Source organism: Sphingobacterium sp. NPDC055346, assembly GCF_053645235.1.
The window spans coordinates 94,828-119,208 of sequence record NZ_JBSHMI010000007.1; the positions used below are offsets into that span (position 1 = coordinate 94,828).

Annotated in this window: 22 protein-coding genes; 11 read left to right on the forward strand and 11 right to left on the reverse strand. The window is 39.5% G+C overall.

All coding sequences use genetic code 11. The annotated features are described in order from the left end of the window. Nucleotides 1-37 precede the first annotated feature (37 nt). The 4 genes from ACWICE_RS14890 to ACWICE_RS14905 all read right to left on the reverse strand — a co-directional run bounded on the left by ACWICE_RS14890 (nucleotide 38) and on the right by ACWICE_RS14905 (nucleotide 4,366). Entirely contained in the window at nucleotides 38-814 is a 777-nt protein-coding gene (locus ACWICE_RS14890; RefSeq protein WP_175486344.1) for a succinate dehydrogenase/fumarate reductase iron-sulfur subunit, read from the reverse strand. A 46-nt stretch (nucleotides 815-860) separates the two neighbouring features. Further along, nucleotides 861-2,795 carry a fumarate reductase/succinate dehydrogenase flavoprotein subunit gene (locus ACWICE_RS14895; protein WP_313261666.1) on the reverse strand — a complete coding sequence of 645 codons (1,935 nt, stop codon included), beginning with the start codon at nucleotides 2,793-2,795 and terminating at the stop codon, nucleotides 861-863. Between the two features lie 49 nt (nucleotides 2,796-2,844). Then, nucleotides 2,845-3,624 (reverse strand): succinate dehydrogenase cytochrome b subunit, encoded by a 780-nt coding sequence (locus tag ACWICE_RS14900; RefSeq protein WP_185213340.1) that lies wholly within the window; start codon nucleotides 3,622-3,624, stop codon nucleotides 2,845-2,847. Nucleotides 3,625-3,787: 163 nt separating this feature from the next. Beyond that, on the reverse strand, nucleotides 3,788-4,366 hold the full coding sequence (locus ACWICE_RS14905; protein WP_185213341.1) for a porin family protein: 579 nt from the start codon (nucleotides 4,364-4,366) through the stop codon (nucleotides 3,788-3,790). Between the two features lie 71 nt (nucleotides 4,367-4,437). Between ACWICE_RS14905 and ACWICE_RS14910 the strand changes: the two genes are divergently transcribed. From ACWICE_RS14910 to ACWICE_RS14925, 4 genes are all read left to right on the forward strand, one after another. Beyond that, nucleotides 4,438-4,653 (forward strand): hypothetical protein, encoded by a 216-nt coding sequence (locus ACWICE_RS14910; protein ID WP_185213342.1) that lies wholly within the window; start codon nucleotides 4,438-4,440, stop codon nucleotides 4,651-4,653. An 8-nt stretch (nucleotides 4,654-4,661) separates the two neighbouring features. Next, nucleotides 4,662-5,003 carry a tRNA-binding protein gene (locus ACWICE_RS14915; protein WP_454298673.1) on the forward strand — a complete coding sequence of 114 codons (342 nt, stop codon included), beginning with the start codon at nucleotides 4,662-4,664 and terminating at the stop codon, nucleotides 5,001-5,003. Then, nucleotides 5,003-5,479: a nucleoside deaminase gene (locus ACWICE_RS14920; protein WP_185213344.1), complete on the forward strand. Its 477-nt coding sequence runs from the start codon at nucleotides 5,003-5,005 to the stop codon at nucleotides 5,477-5,479. The genes ACWICE_RS14915 and ACWICE_RS14920 overlap by 1 nt, the downstream gene beginning before the upstream one ends. Nucleotides 5,480-5,570: 91 nt before the next feature. Further along, nucleotides 5,571-6,185: a superoxide dismutase gene (locus ACWICE_RS14925; protein WP_454298674.1), complete on the forward strand. Its 615-nt coding sequence runs from the start codon at nucleotides 5,571-5,573 to the stop codon at nucleotides 6,183-6,185. 281 nt (nucleotides 6,186-6,466) lie between these two features. Here the strand turns inward: ACWICE_RS14925 and ACWICE_RS14930 are convergent, their stop codons facing one another. Next, a complete protein-coding gene (locus ACWICE_RS14930; RefSeq protein WP_454298675.1) occupies nucleotides 6,467-6,703 on the reverse strand; it encodes a hypothetical protein in 237 nt (78 codons plus the stop codon). Nucleotides 6,704-7,838: 1,135 nt separating this feature from the next. Between ACWICE_RS14930 and pruA the strand changes: the two genes are divergently transcribed. From pruA to ACWICE_RS14945, 3 genes are all read left to right on the forward strand, one after another. Further along, nucleotides 7,839-9,476 (forward strand): L-glutamate gamma-semialdehyde dehydrogenase, encoded by a 1,638-nt coding sequence (gene pruA / locus ACWICE_RS14935; protein ID WP_185213346.1) that lies wholly within the window; start codon nucleotides 7,839-7,841, stop codon nucleotides 9,474-9,476. 1,008 nt (nucleotides 9,477-10,484) lie between these two features. After that, nucleotides 10,485-11,963 carry a DUF5687 family protein gene (locus tag ACWICE_RS14940; protein ID WP_454298676.1) on the forward strand — a complete coding sequence of 493 codons (1,479 nt, stop codon included), beginning with the start codon at nucleotides 10,485-10,487 and terminating at the stop codon, nucleotides 11,961-11,963. Nucleotides 11,964-11,987: 24 nt separating this feature from the next. Further along, nucleotides 11,988-12,686 carry an ABC transporter ATP-binding protein gene (locus ACWICE_RS14945; RefSeq protein WP_313261676.1) on the forward strand — a complete coding sequence of 233 codons (699 nt, stop codon included), beginning with the start codon at nucleotides 11,988-11,990 and terminating at the stop codon, nucleotides 12,684-12,686. Nucleotides 12,687-12,809: 123 nt separating this feature from the next. Here ACWICE_RS14945 and ACWICE_RS14950 read toward each other — a convergent pair whose 3' ends face one another. From ACWICE_RS14950 to ACWICE_RS14970, 5 genes are all read right to left on the reverse strand, one after another. Continuing rightward, nucleotides 12,810-13,997, reverse strand: a complete 1,188-nt coding sequence (locus ACWICE_RS14950; RefSeq protein WP_454298677.1) for a metallophosphoesterase family protein — start codon at nucleotides 13,995-13,997, stop codon at nucleotides 12,810-12,812. 199 nt (nucleotides 13,998-14,196) lie between these two features. Next, the gene (recA, locus tag ACWICE_RS14955) at nucleotides 14,197-15,222 is read right to left on the reverse strand and encodes a recombinase RecA (RefSeq protein WP_185213351.1); all 1,026 of its coding nucleotides are present in this window, start codon (nucleotides 15,220-15,222) and stop codon (nucleotides 14,197-14,199) included. A 138-nt stretch (nucleotides 15,223-15,360) separates the two neighbouring features. Next, entirely contained in the window at nucleotides 15,361-16,023 is a 663-nt protein-coding gene (gene nth / locus ACWICE_RS14960) for an endonuclease III (RefSeq protein WP_185213352.1), read from the reverse strand. A 96-nt stretch (nucleotides 16,024-16,119) separates the two neighbouring features. Further along, entirely contained in the window at nucleotides 16,120-16,311 is a 192-nt protein-coding gene (locus ACWICE_RS14965) for a hypothetical protein (protein ID WP_185213353.1), read from the reverse strand. Between the two features lie 64 nt (nucleotides 16,312-16,375). Continuing rightward, complete coding sequence (locus ACWICE_RS14970) at nucleotides 16,376-18,001, reverse strand: S8 family peptidase (RefSeq protein WP_185213354.1); 1,626 nt, start codon at nucleotides 17,999-18,001, stop codon at nucleotides 16,376-16,378. 124 nt (nucleotides 18,002-18,125) lie between these two features. Between ACWICE_RS14970 and ACWICE_RS14975 the strand changes: the two genes are divergently transcribed. Next, the gene (locus tag ACWICE_RS14975; RefSeq protein ID WP_454298678.1) at nucleotides 18,126-20,282 is read left to right on the forward strand and encodes a S9 family peptidase; all 2,157 of its coding nucleotides are present in this window, start codon (nucleotides 18,126-18,128) and stop codon (nucleotides 20,280-20,282) included. A 73-nt stretch (nucleotides 20,283-20,355) separates the two neighbouring features. On the opposite strand, the gene ACWICE_RS14980 is transcribed toward ACWICE_RS14975, so the two are convergent. Further along, complete coding sequence (locus ACWICE_RS14980; RefSeq protein WP_185213356.1) at nucleotides 20,356-20,604, reverse strand: hypothetical protein; 249 nt, start codon at nucleotides 20,602-20,604, stop codon at nucleotides 20,356-20,358. Nucleotides 20,605-21,108: 504 nt separating this feature from the next. Between ACWICE_RS14980 and ACWICE_RS14985 the strand changes: the two genes are divergently transcribed. The 3 genes from ACWICE_RS14985 to argC all read left to right on the forward strand — a co-directional run bounded on the left by ACWICE_RS14985 (nucleotide 21,109) and on the right by argC (nucleotide 24,171). Continuing rightward, nucleotides 21,109-21,825, forward strand: coding sequence for a GNAT family N-acetyltransferase (locus ACWICE_RS14985; protein ID WP_185213357.1), 717 nt, complete (start codon nucleotides 21,109-21,111; stop codon nucleotides 21,823-21,825). A gap of 41 nt (nucleotides 21,826-21,866) precedes the next feature. After that, complete coding sequence (argG, locus tag ACWICE_RS14990; protein WP_185213358.1) at nucleotides 21,867-23,054, forward strand: argininosuccinate synthase; 1,188 nt, start codon at nucleotides 21,867-21,869, stop codon at nucleotides 23,052-23,054. A gap of 97 nt (nucleotides 23,055-23,151) precedes the next feature. Then, nucleotides 23,152-24,171 (forward strand): N-acetyl-gamma-glutamyl-phosphate reductase, encoded by a 1,020-nt coding sequence (gene argC, locus ACWICE_RS14995; RefSeq protein WP_185213359.1) that lies wholly within the window; start codon nucleotides 23,152-23,154, stop codon nucleotides 24,169-24,171. Nucleotides 24,172-24,381 lie beyond the last annotated feature (210 nt).

The following is a 24,381-nucleotide window of genomic DNA, read 5'->3' on the forward strand; positions in this document are numbered from 1 at the left end:
AATAATTTTACGAGGAGTTTTATAGAGAAATTCAACCTTAGTGTTGGTGAACGTCTTCTTGACGGAAGAATTTCGCCGTAAAATACTCACGGTTCATTCTTGCGATGTTTGTTAATTTAATGCCTTTTGGACATTCCGCTTCACAAGCTCCAGTATTTGTACAGTTACCGAAACCTTCTGCGTCCATTTGGTCAACCATTGCCTGAGCACGTTCATAGCGTTCAGTCTGACCTTGCGGCAATAATGCGAATTGTGAAATCTTAGCCGATACGAATAGCATAGCTGAAGCATTTTTACATGCAGCAACACACGCTCCACATCCGATACAGGTTGCCGATTCGAAAGCCTCATCAGCGATACGCTTAGGGATCAAGATATTGTTGGCATCCTGGGGTCCACCAGTGTTGATATTGATATAACCACCTGCTTGTTGGATTCTGTCAAATGATGTTCTATCAACAGCTAAATCTTTCAATACAGGGAATGCTGCAGCTCTCCATGGTTCAATTACGATAGTTTGGCCATCGTGGAAAGAACGCATATGCAGCTGGCAAGTTGTAATACCGTATTTAGGTCCATGAGGACGTCCGTTGATAACTAAGGAGCACATTCCACAGATACCTTCACGACAGTCATGGTCGAAATAGATAGGATCTTCCCCTTGACGAGTTAGGTCTTCGTTTACCACATCCAGCATTTCTAGGAAAGACATATCATCAGCGATGTCTTTAGCTTGGATAGTCACGAATTGTCCTTTGTCATTTGAGTTTTTCTGACGCCAAACTTTTAGCGTTAAATTCATATGTGCACTCATGATAATATTTTTGAGTAGCAAAAGGCTTCACAGGAAGCCCTTTGGCTTATTTATAACTTCTTTGTGTTAACTTAACGTTTTCGAATACCAATGATTCCTTGTGCAAGATCTCTGGTTGGTTATCACCATTGTATTGCCAAGCTGCAACATATGCATATTCATCATCATTACGTTTTGCTTCTCCTTCTTCAGTTTGTGATTCCACTCTAAAGTGACCACCACAAGACTCATTTCTGTTCAAAGCATCGTCAACCATTAATTCTCCTAATTCCAAAAAGTCTGCAACACGGCCAGCTTTTTCTAGGGACATGTTCAACTCTTCGTTTTGTCCCAATACTTTCGTATCAGTCCAGAACTCTTTGCGAAGATCTTGGATCAAGCCTTTTGCTTTTTCCAATCCTTCTGCTGTACGAGCCATTCCACAGTATTCCCACATGATGTGGCCTAATTTCTTGTGGATATCATCAACAGTCTTGCTACCCTTAAGGGCCAATAACTTGTTGATTTTTTCTTCAACCTCTTTACGGGTTTGCTCGAAAGCAGGATTGTTTTTGTCAACAGGTTTGAAGTTTCCGATTTTCGCTAAGTAATCACCTACAGTGTAAGGGATTACGAAGTAACCATCAGAAAGACCTTGCATCAATGCAGAAGCACCTAGACGGTTAGCACCGTGATCAGAGAAGTTAGCCTCTCCTAAACAGTATAAACCTGGTACCGTTGTCATCAAGTTGTAGTCAACCCAAACACCACCCATGGTATAGTGAACCGCAGGGTAGATACGCATTGGTTGCTCGTATGGGTTTTCGTCAGTAATTTGGTAATACATGTCGAATAAGTTACCATACTTAGCTTCTACTACATCTTTTCCTAAACGTTGGATCGCTTCAGCGAAGTCCAAGAATACCGCTACTCCAGTTTTACCAACACCACGTCCTTCGTCAACCATTTCCTTAGCGTTACGTGAAGCCACGTCACGAGGTACCAAGTTACCGAATGAAGGGTATTTTCTTTCCAAGAAGTAATCGCGATCGTCTTCTTTGATATCTTTAGGCTTCAATTCTCCTTTACGAAGTTTCTCTGCCAATTCAATTGTCTTTGGAACCCATACACGGCCATCATTACGCAAGGACTCTGACATCAAAGTCAATTTGGATTGATGGTCACCGGTAACTGGGATACAAGTAGGGTGGATCTGAGTATAACAAGGGTTAGCAAAGAATGCACCACGTTTGTGCGCTCTCCATGCAGCCGTTACGTTACAGCCCATTGCATTTGTAGAAAGGAAAAATACGTTTCCGTATCCACCAGTACATAATAATACCGCATGACCTTCGTGAGCTTCGATCTCACCGGTGATAAGGTCACGTGTAATGATACCTCTAGCTTCGCCATCGATCTTTACTAAATCTAGCATTTCATGACGAGTGTAGGATTTTACTTTACCAGCTTCAATCTGGCGGTTAAGCGCTGAATAAGCACCTAGCAATAATTGTTGTCCCGTTTGACCACGTGCGTAGAACGTACGTGATACCTGTGCACCACCAAATGAACGGTTGTCCAATAGACCACCATATTCACGTGCGAAAGGAACACCTTGAGCAACACATTGGTCGATGATGTTTACCGAAACTTCAGCCAAACGGTATACGTTTGCCTCACGAGCGCGGTAGTCACCACCCTTGATCGTATCGTAGAATAGACGGTAAACTGAGTCACCGTCGTTTTGATAGTTTTTCGCAGCGTTAATACCCCCTTGCGCAGCAATAGAGTGCGCACGTCTTGGAGAGTCCTGATAACAGAATGTTTTAACGTTGTAGCCTAATTCTGCTAATGCAGCGGCAGCAGATGCTCCTGCCAAACCTGTACCAACAACGATAATGGTAAACTTACGCTTGTTGGCTGGGTTGACCAGCTTCATCTCAAATTTATGTTTTGACCATTTTTCGGCCAAAGGGCCTGAAGGTACTCTTGAATCTAACATATCCTTTATTTATTTATAAGATCTTGCTATTGCGTAATCTGTAAATAACCTATTTAACAAAATAAAAATACAATGGCATTGACGCGAATAGGATTGGAATAATAATTCCGAATACCCATATTCCGATTGTTTTAATGATGCCTTTGTAACGTCTGTGGTTGAAACCAATCGTTTGGAATGCAGATTGGAAACCGTGGATCAAGTGGAAAGCTAATGCTGCCATTCCTAAAAGGTACAATCCAACCAATAAAGGGTTTTGGAAAGTAACGGCCACTTGTCTGTATAAATCTTTAGATTTAACTACTTCAAATCCAGCGTCTTCGTATTGAACATACCCGATGTAATCTGAAGGAATATCGTCTAACTGTAAAACCTCTTGGTTGCCCGTTGAGATTTCAGTACGGTACTCTACGTAAGGAGTAGTTCCAAATTTGTACTGAAACCAGAAGTTTTGCATGTGTGTAACAATGAAAATTAGTAAAACAGTACCCAAGATTCCCATGTTACGAGAATTCCAAGCGCTGTTTGCGTTTCCATCATACTGGTTGTAACCAATAGGACGTGCTGCTTTGTTCTTTGTAGTTAGGATAAGAGCATAAACCGCGTGAACAATGATAGAAAGATAAAGTAGGTATGATACTACTTTAATCGGGGTAAAATGGGTCATGAAATAAGCGTAATTGTTAAACGCATACCCCGCATCATCTTTAAATAGTTGTAAGTTACCGATCAAGTGAACTATCAAGAAAGTACATAAGAACAATCCCGTCAAGCTCATGATTAGTTTCTTCCCTAGTGAAGATGTTAATACTGGCTTTGATTTACTCATTATTACTATGAATTTAATTTAAGTACGCAAATCTATCTATTTGATGACATATAAATGAGATTTATGTATAAAAAAGACCTAATTTAGAATGGTTCTAATTTTCGCCAAAAAATAAGGCCCGATTTTTATCAAATCAGGCCAAAAACTTTTTATTATTAAGTGCTTACAAGAAGGAGTAACCCACTCCAATTGACCACATACTGATCTTTTGCTTGTGCGCATTATCTTTGCTCATATTACTCAAGCCATGTTCATATCTCAAGTCAACAGTGAATTTGCTGATGTCAGCACCAACACCTCCGATGATTCCAGTCGATGATTTTTTGTAAGCATCTGTATTGGCTACCGATTTGATATCTCCCTCATGTGCGAATGAAAATACTGGACCTGCCTGGATACGTACGCCGATTGGACCTAAGCCAATTCTAGTACCTAAAAGAACGGGTAAATCAACACTCTTGAAGGTTGCTTCACTGTTTGTTCCATCTTCAGTTTCATATCCAGCTTTTTTCTGCGTATAGTACAACTCCGGCTGAACGTGGAAACCTGCAACACCTACACGTCCCCAAATACCTGCTTGGAATCCAGCTTTTGTATCTGAATTCAACCATGAACCATCCGATTTCAAGCTCGAAAAGTTTACTGCGCCCTTAATACCCAACTTTAAGCTCGGTAATAATTGTGCTTGCGTTGCCTGAACGCATAAGAATAAGGCAGCTAATCCAAGTAAGATTTTTTTCATATCAAAAATTTATATATTTACTAATTCCAAACACTAAATTAGTAGTTTTTATTCAATAAGCGCATATTAATATGTATAATTTCAAGATCAGTGCCGAAGAATGGCCCATATTAAAACTAAAACTGAAAAGAAAATATAACACTCTTTCCGAAGAAGACTTGCAATACAGTCCAGGCCAAGAGGAAGAACTTTTGAAACGTCTTGCCAAAAGATTGAACCGTAATGTAGACTATGTCGTGTTTACCCTTTCCAAAGAATTGACCGACCTGGAGTCAAATAGACTATAAGGAAGGATATGGAGAAGGTGATCAGTTGGGAAGAGTTTGAACAGGTGGACCTACGGGTAGGGACAATTTTGGAAGTTTCTGATTTCCCAAAAGCCCGAAGGCCAGCCTACCAATTGCTGGTAGATTTTGGTGAGGAGATCGGGACTCGCAAGTCCTCCGCCCAAATCACTGCACAGTATTCCAAGGAAGAGCTCATTGGTAAACAAGTGGTGGCAGTCGTGAATTTCCCTAAAAAACAGATTGCCAATTTTATGTCCGAGTGCTTGGTAACGGGATTCGAGGATGAGAATGGAGATATTATTTTGACAACCGTGGAACGAAAGGTTCCGAACGGTGCAAAGCTGAAGTAATGAAGGTGTACAATTTCGAAGAAAATCCTCAACAAGGTATCCCCAGTCTTGATGAGCAGTATATGCAGGAAGCCTTGAAGCTTGCCAAGAAAGCCTTTGAGGAAGATGAAATCCCGATTGGTGCCATCATTGTGTCCAATGGAAAGATCATTGGCAAGGGCTATAATATGACCGAAAGGTTGAATGATGTAACAGCCCATGCAGAAATGCAGGCCTTTACGGCAGCGGCGAACTTTCTCGGAGGAAAGTATCTGAAGGATTGCACCCTTTATGTGACTGTTGAGCCCTGCGTAATGTGTGCCGGTGCAAGCTATTGGACCCAGATCAGCAAGATTGTCTACGGGGCCCGCGATGAAAAGAGAGGCTATTCCAGTATCCATGAAAAAATCATCCATCCCAAGACGATCATTCAGTCGGGCGTGCTGGAAAAGGAATGTGCCGAACTCATGATGTCTTTTTTTCGTAATAAACGTTGAGTTATCCACAAATTGGGGCCTAAACGAAACAAAAACGCGCTTAAATTGTTATATTCGTGTATTGATAATTAATAAATAAAATATAAACGTTATGGCATTTGAATTAGAGGCGTTACCTTACCCAGCAGACGCATTAGAACCATCTATCGATAAAGAAACAATGATCATTCACCATGATCGTCACCACCAAGCATATGTAGACAACTTGAACAAAGCTATTGAAGGTACCGATGCAGAAAACCTTTCTTTGGAAGAAATCCTGAAGAATGTGAGCAAGTACCCAGCAGCAGTGAGAAACAATGCAGGCGGTGTATGGAACCATGATCTTTTCTGGAAGGTTTTAGGCCCAAATGCAGGTGGTGAGCCTACAGGAGATTTAGCAAATGATATTAATGCTACTTTCGGTTCATTCGCAGAATTGAAAAAGAAATTGCAAGAAGCAGGTGCTGGTAGATTCGGTTCAGGATGGTCTTGGTTAATCGTTGGTCAAGACGGTAAACTGGCTGTAGTATCTACTCCTAATCAAGATAACCCTTTGATGGATGTTGCTGAAGTAAAAGGTACTCCAATCTTTGGTATCGATGTATGGGAACATGCTTACTACCTAAAATATCAGAATAAACGCCCAGCCTACCTAGAAGAAATCTTCAACGTAGTAAATTGGGATGACGTAGCTAAACGTTACGCGGAAGCTAAAAAAGGTTAATCCATAATAGATTATTCTTAGAGAGCGGATATCTGAATGCAGATATCCGCTTTTTTTATGGTCTCAATGAAAGCTTGAATCTAGCAAATCCCACAGCGACGCTGACATCTTTATAGAAATTGGATATTTGTAATGGTGAACCTACAGCGTGGGTGAAATGTTTGTAGAACCTGGATGGTTGTAATGGTGAACCCACAGCGTGGGTGAAATGTTTTTCAATCCATTTTCATTAAAAAAACAGTTCGTTCGCTGTGCTCACGATGACAACGATTCAAAATTAATTAAAAAATAGATTCTTCGCTGCGCTCTGAATCCCTCAATAGCGTATTTTGATTCTGAACGATCAGTGAAGAATCTGTACGTTTCTCCCCCATGACCTTGTCATTCTCAATCGAAGATTGAGGACCTGTACGCCAATGCCATCCGCAATTGATATGTCTGTAAAATTCCGAGATCCTTCCTTCGTCAGGACGACAGCTAGGGGGGGCGAAGGTAAAGGACCTGTACGCCAATGCCATCCGCAATTGATATGTCTGTAAAATTCCGAGATCCTTCCTTCGTCAGGACGACAGCTAGGGGGGGCGAAGATTGAGGACCTGTACGCCAATGCCATCCGCAATTGATATGTCTGTAAAATTCCGAGATCCTTCCTTCGTCAGGACGACAGCTAGGGGGGCGAAGGTAAAGGACCTGAACGCCAATGTCATCCGAAATTGATTATGTCTGTAAATATCCGAGAACCTTCGTTTCTCATTTTGACACCGGAAAAGTTTATTTTTTTTACGACATACTGCCCTAGAAGGGCAGAATTTTTTTAGAAATGGTACTGAACAATATAGGGGTTGCGCAAAAAGGATGTTCGATTAATCGAACATCCTTTTTGCATTAATTCCTGGCTAACGTGCCATGCCAGCTAAAATAATGGAACCCCATCGGGGTTCTATATTTAGAAATAAAAGAGCCAATATATTTCATTGCCAGCAAGCTGTCATCACCTCCGAATAAATTTAGTCCAAATTTTTCATTCTGAGGAGGACTTGACCTCATTCGAGACACATTCCGAAAAATCGCAAAATGTTTAATTTAATTATCCACGAATATTCGGAGCATTCTGCATTGTCCTTCGAATGATTCTCGAATATGTCTCGAATGAAACCAGAGTTTATGGTTTTTATGGAAATGAAATATTAACACTGTCTATTTATTATTTTTAAACCCATTTTGTTCTAGTTATGTTAAATTTTTTAACGAGCTGAACAAAAGAATTAGATAATTGTTAATCGAGCAAATGAAGAGATCAATCAGCTAATGAAAGCGAAGTTGTTTATCATTAGGATAAAATCTTTGCCTCATGGTCCTAATATGCTTAAAATGATGCTGTTTGGGGTGTTTTAATGCCTATATGGGTTAATTTAAGTAAACATTTATTTTGTATCTTTGATTAGAAGTAAATAAAAATGGACAAAATATGTTTATTATCGGTTCAGATATGTTGTTCATTCCGTTTCTCAATTGAGTATCTTCGTAAGAAGAATTCTGATGGAAATCTTAGAGGGGGGAATTTATCGTTCTATTGATCTTATTGGAATTTTTTGGACGGATCGTCCGTCCGGTTTTGAGTATTTTTATGAATCAAAAAAATAATTTTTAATTATGTTGAAAGGTTTTTTTACAGTTCCTACGCCAACGAATGAGCCCGTTTACTCATACGCTCCTGGGACTAAAGAAAGAAGTTTATTAAAAGAAGCTATTGCTGCTGCAAGAGCAACAGAAATAGATATTCCGATGTACATTGGAGGCGAAGAAGTTCGCACCAGTAAGAAAGTAAAAATCACACCACCACATGATCACAAACATGTGCTAGGTTATTTTAATCAAGGTACTAAAGAGAATGTCAAGGAAGCGATCGATGCTGCCTTAGCTGCTAAAAACGATTGGGAAAATCTTCCATGGGAACAAAGAGCTGCGATTTTCTTGAAAGCTGCAGAGTTGATCTCTACAAAATATCGCTATAAATTGAATGCTGCAACCATGCTAGGTCAGTCTAAGAACCCGTACCAAGCAGAAATTGATTCAGCATGTGAGATTGCAGATTTCTTGCGCTTCAACGTGAAGTACATGAGCGAAATCTACCAACAACAACCTCCAATCAACCCAAAAAATGTATGGAACAGAGTAGAGCAACGTCCTCTTGAAGGATTCGTGTTTGCATTGACTCCGTTCAACTTTACTGCTATTGCAGGTAATTTACCTACAAGTGCTGCGATGATGGGTAATGTGGTGGTTTGGAAACCAGCAAACACACAGATTTATTCAGCGAATGTGTTGATGGAAATCTTCAGAGAAGCTGGTGTACCTGCAGGTGTGATCAACTTGGTTTATGTATCAGGACCTGATGCTGGTGATGTGATCTTCAAACACCCTGATTTCGCTGGTATACACTTTACAGGTTCAACCGGTGTATTCCAAGATATCTGGAAAACAATTGGTGAAAATATCCACCTTTACAAAACATACCCACGTATCGTAGGTGAAACTGGTGGTAAGGACTTTATCTTAGCTCACCCATCTGCTGATTTAGATGTATTGAATACAGCATTGGTACGTGGCGCATTTGAATTCCAAGGACAGAAATGTTCAGCTGCATCACGTGCTTACGTTCCTAAATCTCTTTGGAAAGAGCTTAAAGAAAAAATGGAGCGTGACATCAAAACCTTCAAAATTGGTGGAACGGAAGATTTCAGCAACTTTATCAATGCGGTTATTGATGAGAAGGCTTTCGATAAGATCACAAAATATATCGATAGAGCCAAAGAGTCTAAAGATGCAGAGGTTGTAATCGGTGGTGAATACGATAAATCTAAAGGTTACTTCATTAACCCAACGGTTATCGTTGCTGAGAAAGCTGATTACGAAACGATGTCAGAAGAATTGTTCGGTCCAGTATTGACAATTTATGTTTATGACGATAAGAAATGGGCTGAAACCTTGAAATTGGTTGATACCACTTCAATCTATGCATTGACGGGTTCTATCATCTCTCAAGACCGTTATGCAATTGAAGAAGCAACTCATTATTTACGTAATGCAGCTGGTAACTTCTATATCAATGATAAATGTACAGGTGCCGTGGTTGGACAACAGCCATTTGGTGGTGCAAGAGGTTCAGGTACCAATGACAAGGCAGGATCTATGATCAACCTATTGCGTTGGGTATCTCCTAGAACGATTAAGGAAACCTTTAATCCAGATGTGGATTACCGTTATCCTTTCTTATCTGAGGAATTATAGAATATTATTAAAATAAGTCATGGGAGCAATCTGAAAAGGTGGCTCCTTTTTTTTGTGCTGCCCTTCGGTTCCGATAACTGTCGAAGCTACATTCCAAAATACAACCTCTAGCGGGCAATGTCATTAATTTAAGAATGAAAACAAACTTCAGGTTCTTCGTTACTTTTGGAGCGCAAAAGTGACCAAACAGACGAAGGAGCTCAGGGATACCAATTCTCTTCATTACTTTTGGAGCGCAAAAGTGACCAAAAGGCTTCGGCTCATTTAAGATGGCTTTTCGCACCATCCATCGCACAGGACAACGGCATTCTTTCCCTTTTTCCGCCATTGGAAATGAGCCAGGGGCTAAAGGACTTCCTGCGGAAGGATTGATGTTTGTAAATTTAGGAACCCACAGCGTGGGTGAAATATTTTTCTAAAAATCCTCTTTATTGGGCGAGCTTAATAAAAAATAGTTTCCTCATCTTACGATTTCGGAATGACCAAATCCGAAAAAAAATAAAAAAACAGATTCTTCGCTGCGCTCTGAATCCCTTTTGGGAAACATCCGATTTTGAATGATCAGTGAAGAATCTGTACGGTTCTCCAACAAAAAGTTCTGTCATCGTCAATCGAAGACTGACGAGCTGTACGCCTACGAAAATTGGAAACCCTTCAAGTGGACATGAGTTACGATCTTGGTCCATCCTCCAATCCCATGAATCCTGGTTCATGCCATAATCTTGGTCGATCCTCTCATCCTTGGCATCCTGGGTTCATGCCATAATCTTGGTCGATCCTCTCATCCTTGGCATCTTGGTTCATATCCTGATCTTGGTCCATCCTTTATCCCGTACCCTGAGCAGCTTCGAAGGGCATCCTGGTTCAAACCATCTCCAGAACCCCTCCAATCTACTTCAATTAATTTTCTATCATTCCCTAAATTTTCTTATTTTGATACAGAAAATCACTGCAATACTAACGGTGGTGTTACCATTATTAAACTGATCATCAAATAGAGCTGCGAATATGTTTAAAAGATTGTTTTTATTGGAATGGAGATCTTTTTTCAGGTCGGCTGATCTGGGGAGAAGTTTGTCCGTTAGAATAATTTTGGGCTTACTTGGCCTTTATTTTTTGGGATCTGCAGTGACCTTTGGGGTTAGTTTGCATTTCTTGATCATTGAATTGTTTCCAAATCAGGAACCTATACATTTTGTGGGGAAATTTCTGTTGTATTGGGTCTTTTTGAGTTTTTTGATGCGGATGATGATGCAAAAGTTGCCCATTCAAAATGTCAAGCCTTTATTGATCCTGAATATACCGCGGAGTAACATCGTCAATTATACCCTGTTAAAATCCTCCAATTCGTTTTGGAATTGGATGCTGTTGGCTGTTGTTGTTCCCTATCTGGTCATTACCGCAAGAGTAACTGATTTAACGAATTTTCAACTGTTTTCATGGTGCATTGCGGTCGTGGGTTTTGAATTTGTTGTGAACTACCTGAATCTTTACATTCAACAAAATTTCAAAAATGGTCTTTTGAAAACGCTGCCCATAATGGCGCTTCTAGTGGTCATATTTTGTTTGGATCACTACAGTATATTTTCTGTTTCAGGGTTGTTTGGTCAATTTTTTGATCTTGTCCTGACTTATCCACTATTATGTTTGGTTCCTGTTGTCTTGGCTATTTTGAGTTATTTTCTGTTGTATTTTAATGTGAAAGAGAACATGTTTTTGGATGCTTATCTACAGACAGAAAGGACAGTTGTCAAAAATTATGATCTCTCCTGGACGAATCGTTTTGGAGAATTGGCTCCATTCCTTCAGCTGGACATGAAGTTGATCTGGAGGTCAAAAAGAGCAAGGGCCGTTATTTTTGGTTGTTTGGTGTTTTTGTTTTATGGCTTGTTCTTTTACCCACAGCGAGAGGGAAACCCAACCGCATTAGTTTTTGTTGGGGTTTTTATTACCGGAATATTTGTGATCAATTTTGGCCAATTTGTTCCAGCTTGGGATAGTACCTACTATGCGATGCTTATGACTCAAAATATGCCTATCAAATTATATTTGGAATCCAAAGCGATGCTGATGTATATTTCCATTGCGATCATGACCGTGTTGAGTACAGGATACTTTTACTTTGGATGGGTGGTTGTTTGGGTAAATATAGCTTGTGCTGTCTATAATTTAGGGGTCAATGTTCCTGTTATCCTTTATTTCGGAAGTATGAACAAGAAAAGGATCGATCTGGACAATGGAAATATCTTTAACTATCAAGGTACAGGTGCAGCTCAATGGTTAGTTGGTATTCCATTATTGATTGCCCCAATTATCATTTGGGCAATTGCCTATTATGCGGGAGGAATCAACATAGCTAATATTACGCTCATTGTCATTGGCTTAATTGGAGTTGCTTTGCGGAATGAAATATTAAATAGGATCGCTAAGAAATATCAAGAGAATAAATACAAGATATTGATTGGGTTTAAGGAGGTTAATAATTAATTGTAGATTTTGAATTGAAAATAAATGATTGAGATAAAGGATATAATAAAAAGCTATAATGGAATTCGGGTTTTGAATATCCCGAGTTTACATATTGGAAAAGGGGAGAGCATAGGGTTGGTTGGAAACAATGGAGCTGGGAAAACAACTTTGTTTAGTTTGATTTTGGATCTGATCCAACCTGATTCAGGCGAGATATTGTTGAATGATATACCAGTCCATGGACAAGACGGTTGGAAGAAATTTACCACGGCTTTTATTGATGATAGCTTCCTGATTGGATACCTAACACCCGAGGAATATTTCTATTTTCTAGGTGAGTTACGAGGAATGAACAAAAGTGATGTAGATAAGCTTTTAGCTGAATATGCAGAGTTTTTTAATGGTGAAGTTTTGAATAAGAAGGTCTATGTGCGTGACCTTTCTAAGGGAAACCAAAAAAAGGTTGGTATCGTCGGGACACTCATTGGAAATCCTGAATTGATTATTTTGGATGAACCCTTTGCAAACCTAGATCCAACTACACAGTTTAGGTTGAAAAAGCTGATTGCTAAAATAAGGGAAAATAAGGATGTAACTCTTTTGATTTCCAGTCATGACCTTTCCCATACTGTTGAAACCGCAGATCGGATCATTGCTTTGAGTATGGGGTTGATCGTTAAGGATGGTGTCAAAACGGAAGAAACATTGGCAGAGTTGAATTCATTCTTTGCTGTTGAATAAAAAGCTTCATGGCTAAGCCCATTTTATGGCTTAACTGAAAATAAGTAAGAATCCCAGATTGGAGATGGCCTTTAGCTGTTCTCCAATCTGGGATTTTTTATTTGATAGCTAGCTCAAAAGAGCTCATCCATTTTTTGAAAATCTATTGATGGTGCTTCCATCATCAAGGTTCAAGGAGACCTGAAGGGCTTTACCTTGGGCTGTGATGTCCACATAGGTTCTATTTCCTGCTTTTGGACCACCGCCAATTATCACATAATAATTATGGGAATTATCGGGTGGATGGAAACTGTATTTATGTGTATGTCCTGAAATTACGGCATCAACCTTATTATCATTCAATATGCTGTGGAAACATTCAAAGTTATGCTTGGTTCCATGCCAATCATCCGAATGATGGAAGGGGATGTGGGTTACGACAAGGGTATGTTTCGCTTCCTTACGTTCCTTAGATTGCAGCACCTTGGATAACCATGCCTTTTGCTCCAGTCGGTAATTGTCGTAATCCACGGTGCCGGCATATACTTCATGGTCGTCAGGTTTATCCTCACCACTGTCCAGAATAATCCAATAGATTGGCCCCATGCGAAATGCTTGGTAAAACTTGTTTTCTGGGTAATCAAAATACTTTTTGTAGTCTCTGGCGAAGCTTCCTCTAGTTTCATGGTTACCTCGTATCATGAGGAAAGGGGTGGTACTTGCAAATTTGTTTCCAATAGGCTTCAATAGTTTTTCGGTCAGGTCAGTTTGGTTGCTTACATAATGGAAGGAGTCGCCATTTAGGAATACCAAATCCTTTTTTGCCAATTTACTCTTATCAAAAAGGAAGGCATAGCTTTCTTTATCCTCATGTATATCATTCAGGATCAAACATTGTATGCTATCCTGTTTGGGTAGAGGAACAGTAATCTCAAAAGGTTCCGATTGAATGGTTTCAGCATATTCAATTTTATAGGGTTCGAATTTACTGATTTCCTTTCCTACCACCTTGTATTTCAACTGACCGTTCTTATGGTTTACCTTGAATTTAAAAAGGTCGGTATTTGCGTTTCGCATTCCGTCCTCTACCTGATAAATGGATTTGACGGTTTTGTTATTGGCATCCAGGACTTCAACCCAAGCGAGGCATGGTTTGTTGAATATCGCACAGATGGTTACAGTCTCGGCATTCAGGTTCTGTAAGTAGGGTGGACAGGCGAGCGAAAAGGCTTCGTTCTGATTAGGGATCAGTTTTTCTGCATAGGCAGGGGTACTGGCTCCTAAACCAATTAATCCTAATCCTTTCAGGAAATTTCTTCTATTAAAGTTCATGCTAGATTGAGGTTAGATTTTGTCTCTATAAATTTATAAAAAACATCCTAGCATTGGATAGGTAAATGATGATGTAGGACTAATTTTACAATAGCGGATTTTTTCTCCATAAAAAAACAGCAGCTCATTTGAGTTGCTGTTTCAATATGTCCTCCTATTAATTTGAAACCTAGAGGAGTTTTGTAAAAAATGATTCTAATTAATCTTCTTCCCTGATAGCGGCTTGATCAAGATCTTGACCACTTACTTCAGCTCTGATTTTGTGTTCTAGTTCATCCATTAAATCTGGATTGTCTAACAGTAAGGTTTTCACTGCATCACGACCTTGTCCCAATTTCGTGTCACCATAGCTGAACCATGAACCAGATTTTTTGACGATTCCGTATTCCACCCCTAAGTCAATGATCTCACCAACTTTGGATATACCTTCACCAAACATAATGTCAAATTCAGCGATACGGAAAGGAGGGGCAACTTTATTTTTCACGATCTTCACTTTTACGCGGTTACCAGATACCTCATCAGAATCTTTGATCTGTGAAGTACGACGGATATCCAAACGTACGGAAGCATAGAATTTCAGGGCATTACCACCAGTAGTCGTTTCAGGGTTACCAAACATTACACCGATTTTCTCGCGCAATTGGTTGATGAAGATACAACAACAGTTGGTTTTAGAAATGGTACCGGTCAACTTACGTAAAGCTTGAGACATTAAACGTGCCTGTAGACCCATTTTGGATTCACCCATTTCACCTTCAATCTCGCCTTTAGGAACCAAAGCTGCAACGGAGTCAATCACGATAACGTCGATAGCTCCCGAACGGATCAAGTTATCTGCAATCTCTAATGCTTGCTCACCATTGTCTGGTTGAGAGATTAAAAGGTTCTCGATATCAACCCCAAGCTTTTGGGCATAATATTTATCAAAAGCGTGTTCCGCATCAATGATTGCTGCGATACCACCTTTTTTCTGTGCTTCTGCTACAATATGAGTGGCTAAAGTAGTCTTACCAGAAGATTCAGGACCATAGATCTCGATGATACGTCCTTTTGGTACACCACCAATACCTAAAGCGATATCTAAGCCTAAGGAACCTGTAGAGATAGCCTCGATAGGTTCAACAGCTGTATCACCTAATTTCATGATGGTACCTTTTCCGTAGTTCTTTTCTAATTTATCTAATGTAAGCTGTAAGGCTTTTAGTTTGTCTGAGTTGCTCATATTTTTAGTATAACGTTGTCAAAAATAATTTATAATATTGAATTCTACAAATAAAATGCTAAAAAAGTTAGTTATTTTGTTTTGATATGTTCAAGATGTTAGTTTTCTGTTGTTTTAAGCTAGATTTTGAAGAATGTTTTAATCTTTGTGGACTAATTTTGCTTTTTTATTCCGTTCAAAATATCTGCAAAAATAGGAGATGGGGCAAATATCGCATTTAGGGGATCTTGCCAGGCATATATATCGACCATGTAAGATTAGCCAATGATGTGCCATGGCTATGGTATCTTTAGGTAAATGTTTGACCAATTGTTTTTCTGCAGCCAGTGGCGTTGTTGCCTTATTGGTCAATCCTATTCGATCAGCCACCCGGAACACGTGTGTATCTACAGCCATGGCTGGGTTATGGAATACCACAGAAGAAATGACATTGGCAGTTTTGCGGCCTACACCTGGAAGTTTGACCAAGTCTTCGACCTTCTCCGGAATTTCTCCGTGGAATTCACTGAGGAGTTTTTGAGCCATACCAACCAAGTGTTTCGCTTTGTTGTTGGGATAGCTTACCGATCTGATATAAGTGAACACTTCATCAGGGGAGCTAGCCGCTAAGGATTCAGGATCGGGATATCGCTCAAATAGGGCAGGAGTCACCTGATTTATCCTTTTGTCTGTACATTGAGCAGAAAGAATAACCGCAATGAGCAATTCAAATGGATTGCCATAATTCAGTTCTGTCTGTGCGTCAGGATTGTGGGTAGAAAAATATTCAACAAAAGCCTTGTAACGTTCTTTTATCAGCATAAACAAAGATAATAATATTTCTAGGGAAGATTTAAGCTTTGTTGAGGGAATAGGGTATAAATGACGAAGCCACTCTTTCTTAGAATGGCTTCGTTATTATAAGTTACGTAAGGTCTTAGAATAGTTGAGGATATTTTCTATAGTTCTGTCTTCTGGATCTTTAGACAACTGTTGTATGCAACTTTTGATTTTTTCCTCGAATGATAATTCAAGATTAGCGTCTTGAATGATACCTGAAAGTTGACCTTCGTAATTTACTTCTTTTGTTTTAGTAGAGTTTTCGACCATAAGCATCTTGTTTTCTATCTAAACGCAAGATACTTAGCAATATTGTGAAAAATTTAACATTTTTTTACTTTTTTTCTGAAACTAATTTATTAGCCTCTACAATAGCGTTATAAGCATTCACAATACCTCCGCTTACACTGATTTCATCCAAATACACGCGTTTTGAATTGCCATCTTTTTTGATCTTAACCTTTTGGTCAACCTTAGTTACGCTCTTCATGATGACCTCTTTAACTTGCTCGGCAGTCAATGAAGGGTAATATGCACGGATCATTGCTGCTAAGCCTGCAACAACAGGGGCAGCCATACTGGTACCTTGGTTTTCTTTGTATTTAGACTCTGGGATAGTCGAGTTGATCTTAACACCAGGTGCAAAAACATCCACGCTGCGGTAACCATAGTTTGAGAAGTTTGCTAATAGATCAGCGTCCTGTTTCAGTCCTGTTGCACCAACAGTGATCCAGTTCTTGGCTTCACCAACAACGGCATCTACACTATCGGTAAAATATTTGGTTGGGTAGTTTTTCTCTATATCATTATCCTGAGCATCATTACCAGCGGCATGAACAAGTAATACATCTTTAGATTCAGCATATTTAATGGCTTCGTCCACTGCCTTTTTATTGTATGCATAACCTTTACCGAAACTCATGTTAATTACTTTTGCGCCATTATCTACAGCATAGCGGATACCATTGGCCACATCTTTGTCGCGTTCATCACCATTAGGAACCAGGCGAACAGCCATGATCTGTACATGATCCGCAACACCGTTGACGCCTTTATTGTTATTGCGTTTAGCACCAATGATACCGGCAACGTGAGTTCCGTGTTCAGCATCTGGACCTTTTACATCTGGGTTTCCATAATTGCGTTGGGAAGCATCTTCGTAGTCGTCGCCTACCACGTGTCTAGGATCAAACTCTTTGTTTAAATGGGAATCTACCTGATCGGTAAAGTATTTTACAGCATCCTCTATGTCCGTGTAGAATTTCTCGAATGAACCATTGTCAAGTTCTTTCTTTGCAATCCTAATGGCCATCTTTTGCTGATCACCTTCTGCTTGGAAAGCGTCCAAATCTGCTTTGGTAATATCTTTAGGGGCTTTGCCGATTTTTTTCACTACAGCATCTACTTCATTTTTAAGACGGCCATAGTTCAACTTGCCGAATGAAGCTTCTTCCATTTTAGAAGTATAGTCTGTGATCATTTTTTGGTAGGCCACGAACTCTCTTCTTTCCTTTTCAGAAAGAGGTGTACTTGGTAATACGGAAATGTATTTAGGTTCGTAGATACGGATCAGACGGGTTACCTCTAAATTGTCTTGATTAACATTCAATCCATCTTTACCGCCAATAAAGTTCCATCCATGTACATCATCGATATAGCCATTGCCATCATCATCTTTACCGTTTCCAGGGATTTCCTTTGGATTGGTCCATAATACATCCTTTAAATCTTCGTGTTGAATATCCACACCACCATCTAGTACAGCCACAACAACAGGCGTTGCTTTTTTGCCTTTTAAAAGTTCTTGGGCTTTTTCAGTACTGATACCCATGACACCGTCTTTTTGAAAATCAAGATTATACCAGTTTGCTGGGGGAGTGGCAGTCTTATCTTGGCTAAATCCAAGGGTTGGAAGAATTCCTAAAGCTAAATAGCACAGAAATTTATTTGTTCCTATCATATTTTTATAGATTATAATTCGACAAATTTAATATTTTCAACTAGATGCTTTTGTTAATTAATCTAAAATCACAAAAATTTTATCTTATTTTTAAGCATTCATTAACCATTATTAACTATATAGTATGAAAGATAAATATGTAATTGGTTTAATATTGTCAATCATGATATCATCCTGTTCATCAGATAACAAAATACAGAAAGAGCCAGTGAGTTGGCCCGATGCAATGGCGCCTATTGCCGAAGAAATAGCCCATGAAAGAATAATCCATGGAGATACGGTCGCTGACCCCTATTATTGGATGATTGATTATTTCAAAAAAGGACCAGATTCTTCGAAGGTTGTGGCTTATCTGGAAGCGGAGAATAAATATACAGAGGCCATGATGAAGGATACGGAATCTTTTCAGGATATCCTTTTCAAAGAAATGAAGGGTCGGATCAAAGAAACCGATGAAAGTGTCCCATATTTGAGAAACGGGTATTACTACTATCAAAGAACGGAAGAGGGGAAACAATACTTTAAGCTGTGCCGTAAGAAAGGCAGCCTAGATGCCAAAGAAGAAGTATTGTTGGATGTGGATAAGATGGCTGAAGGCTTTGCCTATTATGCCATTGGTGGTGCTACGGTGAGTCCGGACAATAAATTGCTCGCCTTTTCGGTAGACACGGTTTCCAGGAGAGAGTACGTCATTCAGTTTAAGAACCTGGAAACAGGCGAACTTTTAGCCGATAAAATTGTCAGGACTTCTGGTGCTGCTGTTTGGGCATCTGATAATAAAACGATTTTCTATACTTCCAAAAATCCTGTGACCTTATTGAGTGAAAAAATAAAGCGTCATGCCTTGGGTACTGATGCGGCATCGGATGCAGTGGTATATGAGGAAAAGGATAATACCAACTATATAGGGGTAAGTAAGTCCAAGAACGATCAATACATCTTTATCTATTCAGGAGGTACATTAAGTTCGGAGACCAGGTACATTAAAGCTGATGAGCCCAATGCGGAGTTCAAGGTATTCCAAGCCAGAATGAAGGATGTGCTCTATGATGTGACGCCATTGGCAGATAAATTTTTGATTGTTACCAATGATAATGCCCAGAACTTTAAGGTGATGGAAACACCATTGGATAAGACGGCTAAAGAAAACTGGAAGGAATATATCCCACACAGAAAGGATGTCTTGGTACAGGGGATCGATGAGTTTGCGGATTATGTAGCCATATCTGAAAGGAAAAATGGCTTGACGCAATTGGCCATCAGGAACCTTAAGGATAATTCTCAGCATTACCTTGATTATGGTGAAGCTGCCTATACGGTTTATCCGAGCACAAACGCAGAATACAATACCGAAGTATTACGATATGGATATACTTCCATGGTCACTCCATCGTCTACATTTGACTATAATATGAAGACCAAAGAAAAGACCTTGATGAAGCAACAAGAGGTACTTGGCGGTTATGAAATGAAGAATTATGTGACGGAGCGTGTAATGGCCAAGTCTACAGATGGTACAGAAGTTCCAATTTCTATCGTCTATAAGAAGGGCACCAAGAAAGATGGAACTGCTCCATTGTTGTTGTATGCATACGGTTCCTATGGTAATTCCATGGATCCAAGCTTCAGTTCTTCGAGATTGTCTCTTTTGGACCGAGGTTTTATCTATGCATTAGCGCATATTCGTGGTGGTGAGGAAATGGGAAGACAGTGGTATGAGGATGGGAAAATGATGAAAAAGAAAAATACGTTCACTGATTTTATTGACTGTGGCAAGTATTTGATCGATCAGAAGTTTACTGCCAAGGAGCATCTTTATGCCCAAGGCGGAAGTGCGGGCGGATTATTGATGGGTGCCGTGATCAATATGTCGCCAGAAATCTGGAATGGAGTGATTGCGCAGGTTCCATTTGTCGATGTAGTGAATACCATGTTGGATGAAAGCATTCCATTGACGACGAATGAATATGATGAATGGGGAAATCCCAACAATAAAGAAGCATACGATTATATGAAATCATATTCTCCATATGAAAACATTGAAGCGAAAGAATATCCAAACCTATTGGTTACCACTGGGCTCCATGATAGTCAGGTGCAGTATTTTGAGCCTGCAAAATGGGTAGCGAAATTGCGTGCAACCAAGAAAGGTAACAATGTCATCCTATTGAAAACGGATATGGATTATGGACATGGTGGCGCATCGGGAAGGTTTGATTACTTAAAAGATGTGGCATTGAGTTATGCATTCCTATTTAAGTTGGAGGGAATTACCAAATAAAAGAGAAAATACAGATACAATAAAGGGCAATAGATGATTCTATTGCCCTTTATTGTATGATTTAAAAAATTTCTTATTTGTGATTTAAGCTATCGGCTTTGTTTTCTGCTTCAATTTCGCGGGCATCGATTTGATGCTGCTTGTAGTTTTCCATTGCGATCTTGCTTGCACGTTGAGAAACGACCAGGCCAAAAATGGCAACTACAGTTACGACTATTACTCCCCACATATATTTCTTCTTGTCTTGCTTAACCAACCAGTACATGAAAAGGATGTAAGGGATAACGAATAGGGCGTAAAAAAAGATACTTGGACCAACCATGATTTTTTAATTTGATGCAAAATTAAGGATTTATTTATATATCGATGCAAATGCTTCATTTTGAATTGAAATCTTACAAAACAATGAAAGATTTTAAACGTTTCAATAATTGGAAAGTCTGATTGAAAGGTTTTCAATGAATTTGGGGCGTATTTATTTTATAAATAAAAAAACTACTTTCAGATTGCATAAAAGAAAAAAATAATTGTTTACTTTTGCGCTGTCTGATCACTAAGTATCAAAGGCAAAAATGTATGTATTGTAACAAGTTATATATGAACTCTTTCGCTCAAGCTTGCATCAAGCTTAGTATAAGGGCATATTATGCAATGCGTAGATTTAATTGTCCAGTTCTTCGATTCCGACGACCTATTCTGCCTCGAGCTTGATACCGAGGCAGGCAAACTTCCCATATTGTCATTCACCCAGCTCGGTGATTGATATTCAAATTAGATTAGTTAGTTCAAATACTTTGGTATTTATTTTTTAGGTCGACATTATTCAATGACAATCTCAGATTTTTTAATTATTCCCGCGACGGCAAACCATGTTAAGTATGCCGATGAAGTCTGTAATGAAATGTTCGAGTCTGCAAAGGCTCGTGGGACGGGCATTGCACGCAGAAAACCAGAATACGTAGCGCGCAAGATGGAGGAAGGTAAGGCTGTTATTGCTTTACATAAGGATGGTACTTGGGCCGGTTTCTGTTATATTGAGACTTGGAGCCATGGTGATTATGTGGCGAACTCTGGTCTTATTGTCAATCCACTTTTCCGTAAAGTAGGTTTGGCAAAAGCAATCAAGAAGCGCGTGTTTGATCTGTCAAGGGAGAAGTATCCAAATGCAAAGATTTTTGGGCTGACTACAGGTTTGGCTGTCATGAAAATCAATTCCGACCTAGGATATGAACCTGTTACCTATTCTGAATTGACTCAAGATGAGGAATTCTGGAAAGGCTGCCAGTCCTGTGTGAACTTTGATATCTTGGTCTCTAAAGATCGTAAGAACTGTATGTGTACTGCGATGTTATGGGACCCGGTAGAAAAAGAAAAAGAACTGAAGGAAAAGATCCTTCGTAAGGCCGAAGCTAAGGAACGTCTTGACCGAATTTCCAAAAAGCAATCTCTATTGAAGAGAATTGAAGCAAAACTTTGGAGGTCGACTAAAAAAATGGTCGCTGCGGTAATTCCCGTAGGGATTAGACCTGTTAAAGGTTTTTAATTTGTTATTTTTGTTATCATCAGCATATTAATCGTTATCAAATGAAAAAAGTAGTTTTAGCATTTAGTGGTGGGTTGGATACTTCATTCTGTTGTATCTATCTGTCTCGTGACTTAGGATTAGAAGTTCACTCCGTAGTAGTAAATACCGGAGGTTTTTCAGAGGAAGAATTAAAGAATATCGAAAAGAAGGCCTATGATCTAGGTGTAAAGTCGCATACTACTATTGATGAAACTGAAGATTATTACCAAGATACCATCAAGTATTTGATTTTTGGGAATGTCTTGAAAAATGCTACCTATCCGCTTTCAGTGTCAGCCGAGCGTGTTTGCCAAGCTACAGCTATAGCAAACTATGCGAAGAAAATTGGCGCAGAATGCGTTGCACATGGTTCAACAGGTGCAGGTAATGATCAGGTACGTTTTGATATGATCTTCCAGACCTTGATTCCAGGTGTAGAGATCATTACTCCAATCCGTGATCTACAGTTATCACGTGAGGCGGAAATTGATTATTTGAATTCACATGGTGTTGAATATTCTGCTGATAAAGCAAAATACTCGATCAATAAAGGATTATGGGGAACTTCAGTAGGAGGGGCTGAGACGCTTACTTCGAATGAATACCTTCCAGAATCTGCATGGCCAACTCCTGTAACTTCTACAGAACCACGTAAGATTACTGTTGATTTTGAAAACGGTCAACCAGTTGCTTTAGATGGTGAGAAAATGAGTCCTGTTAAGGTTATCCAAGAGTTGCAAGCGATTGCACAACCTTATGGAATCGGTCGTGATATCCATGTTGGTGATACCATCATCGGGATTAAAGGACGTGTCGGTTTTGAGGCTGCAGGCCCAATTATTCTGATCAAAGCGCACCATGCTTTGGAGAAACATACCTTGACCAAATGGCAACTTTCATGGAAAGACCAATTAGCGGGATTCTATGGTAACTATATGCACGAAGGTCAGATGCATGATCCAGTGATGCGTGATATGGAGGCATTCCTTCAAAGTTCGCAAGATACCGTTTCTGGTCGCGTATTTATTGAGCTTCACCCATACCGATTTGTAATCTTAGGTATTGAATCTGAACACGATTTAATGTCCAACAAGTTTGGTTCATACGGTGAGATGAACAAAGGCTACACTGGTGATGATGTAAAAGGGTTCTCGAAAATCTTCGGTAACCAAACCATCATTTGGCACAAAGTTAATAACAAAGGCTAATCGCCTTTCTTCAAATATTGAAAATCTTTTTGCAAACCAAGGTAGCTGTCTAGGCACCTTGGTTTTTTTGTTTTATTTTGACTGATTATTTATCATAATGGAAAAAATTAAAGTAGGAATTGTAGGGTCGGCAGGCTATACCGGAGGTGAATTGCTTCGGGTATTGATCTTTCACCCGAATGTGGATATAATATTTGCCAATAGTGCTTCCAATGCCGGCAATAAACTTTCTGATGTTCATAATGATTTGTTTGGAGATACAGACTTAACGTTCTCTTCAGATTTTCATTCTGATATCGATGTTCTGTTTTTATGTGTAGGACATGGCGATGCGCGCAAGTTTTTAGATGCCCATCCTATCGATCCTTCCGTAAAGATCATTGATCTTTCCCAAGATTACAGGCTTAAGGCAAATACGGAATACCAAGGTAAGAATTTTATCTACGGTCTACCTGAATTGAATAAATCCGATATTGTTTCGGCGCAATATATTGCTAATCCTGGCTGTTTTGCCACGAATATACAATTGGCATTATTGCCTTTGGCGAACAAAGGATTATTGGGCGACCAAATCCATGTGAATGCAACAACAGGGTCAACAGGTGCTGGTCAAAAACCTTCTGCTACGTCGCATTTTTCCTGGAGAAGCAATAACCTTTCGGCCTATAAGTCATTTGAGCACCAGCATCTGCAAGAGATATCGGAGTCGCTCAACCAATTGCAGGAAGGATTCCTTCCAGCTGGAGATGGATCTCTACTAGAAAGAGCTGCCCAGAAAATTAACTTTATCCCTCAACGAGGAGCATTCCCTAGGGGTATCTTTTCTGCCATCTATGTCGATTCAGATCTTTCGGAAGAGGAAGCTTATGAGCTTTACGAGTCTTATTATGGTTCGCATCCTTTTACCCATGTATCTAAGGCTAATATTGATATCAAACAGGTGGTCAATACCAACAAGAGCATCATCCATCTAGAGAAACATGGCGATAAGCTGTTGATCCTGAATATTACTGATAATCTATTGAAGGGTGCTTCTGGACAAGCGGTACAGAATATGAACCTGATGTTTGGATTGGATGAAAAAGCGGGATTGAACCTGAAGTCGGTTGGCTTTTAGTGTTAGGGGATTTGAGATGTGAGATATGAAATTTGAGATATGTCCATTGTCCATCCCTAAATAGGGTTGACCGTTTTTATACTTATCTCATTTTCATCAAATGTAGTAATGATCGTTTAGGTGATAGCGCGGTTGCTATCTCAATACTCAAATCAACTACATAATAAACAGAAGGGCTTGCACAGATCTTGTACAAGCCCACATTCACTA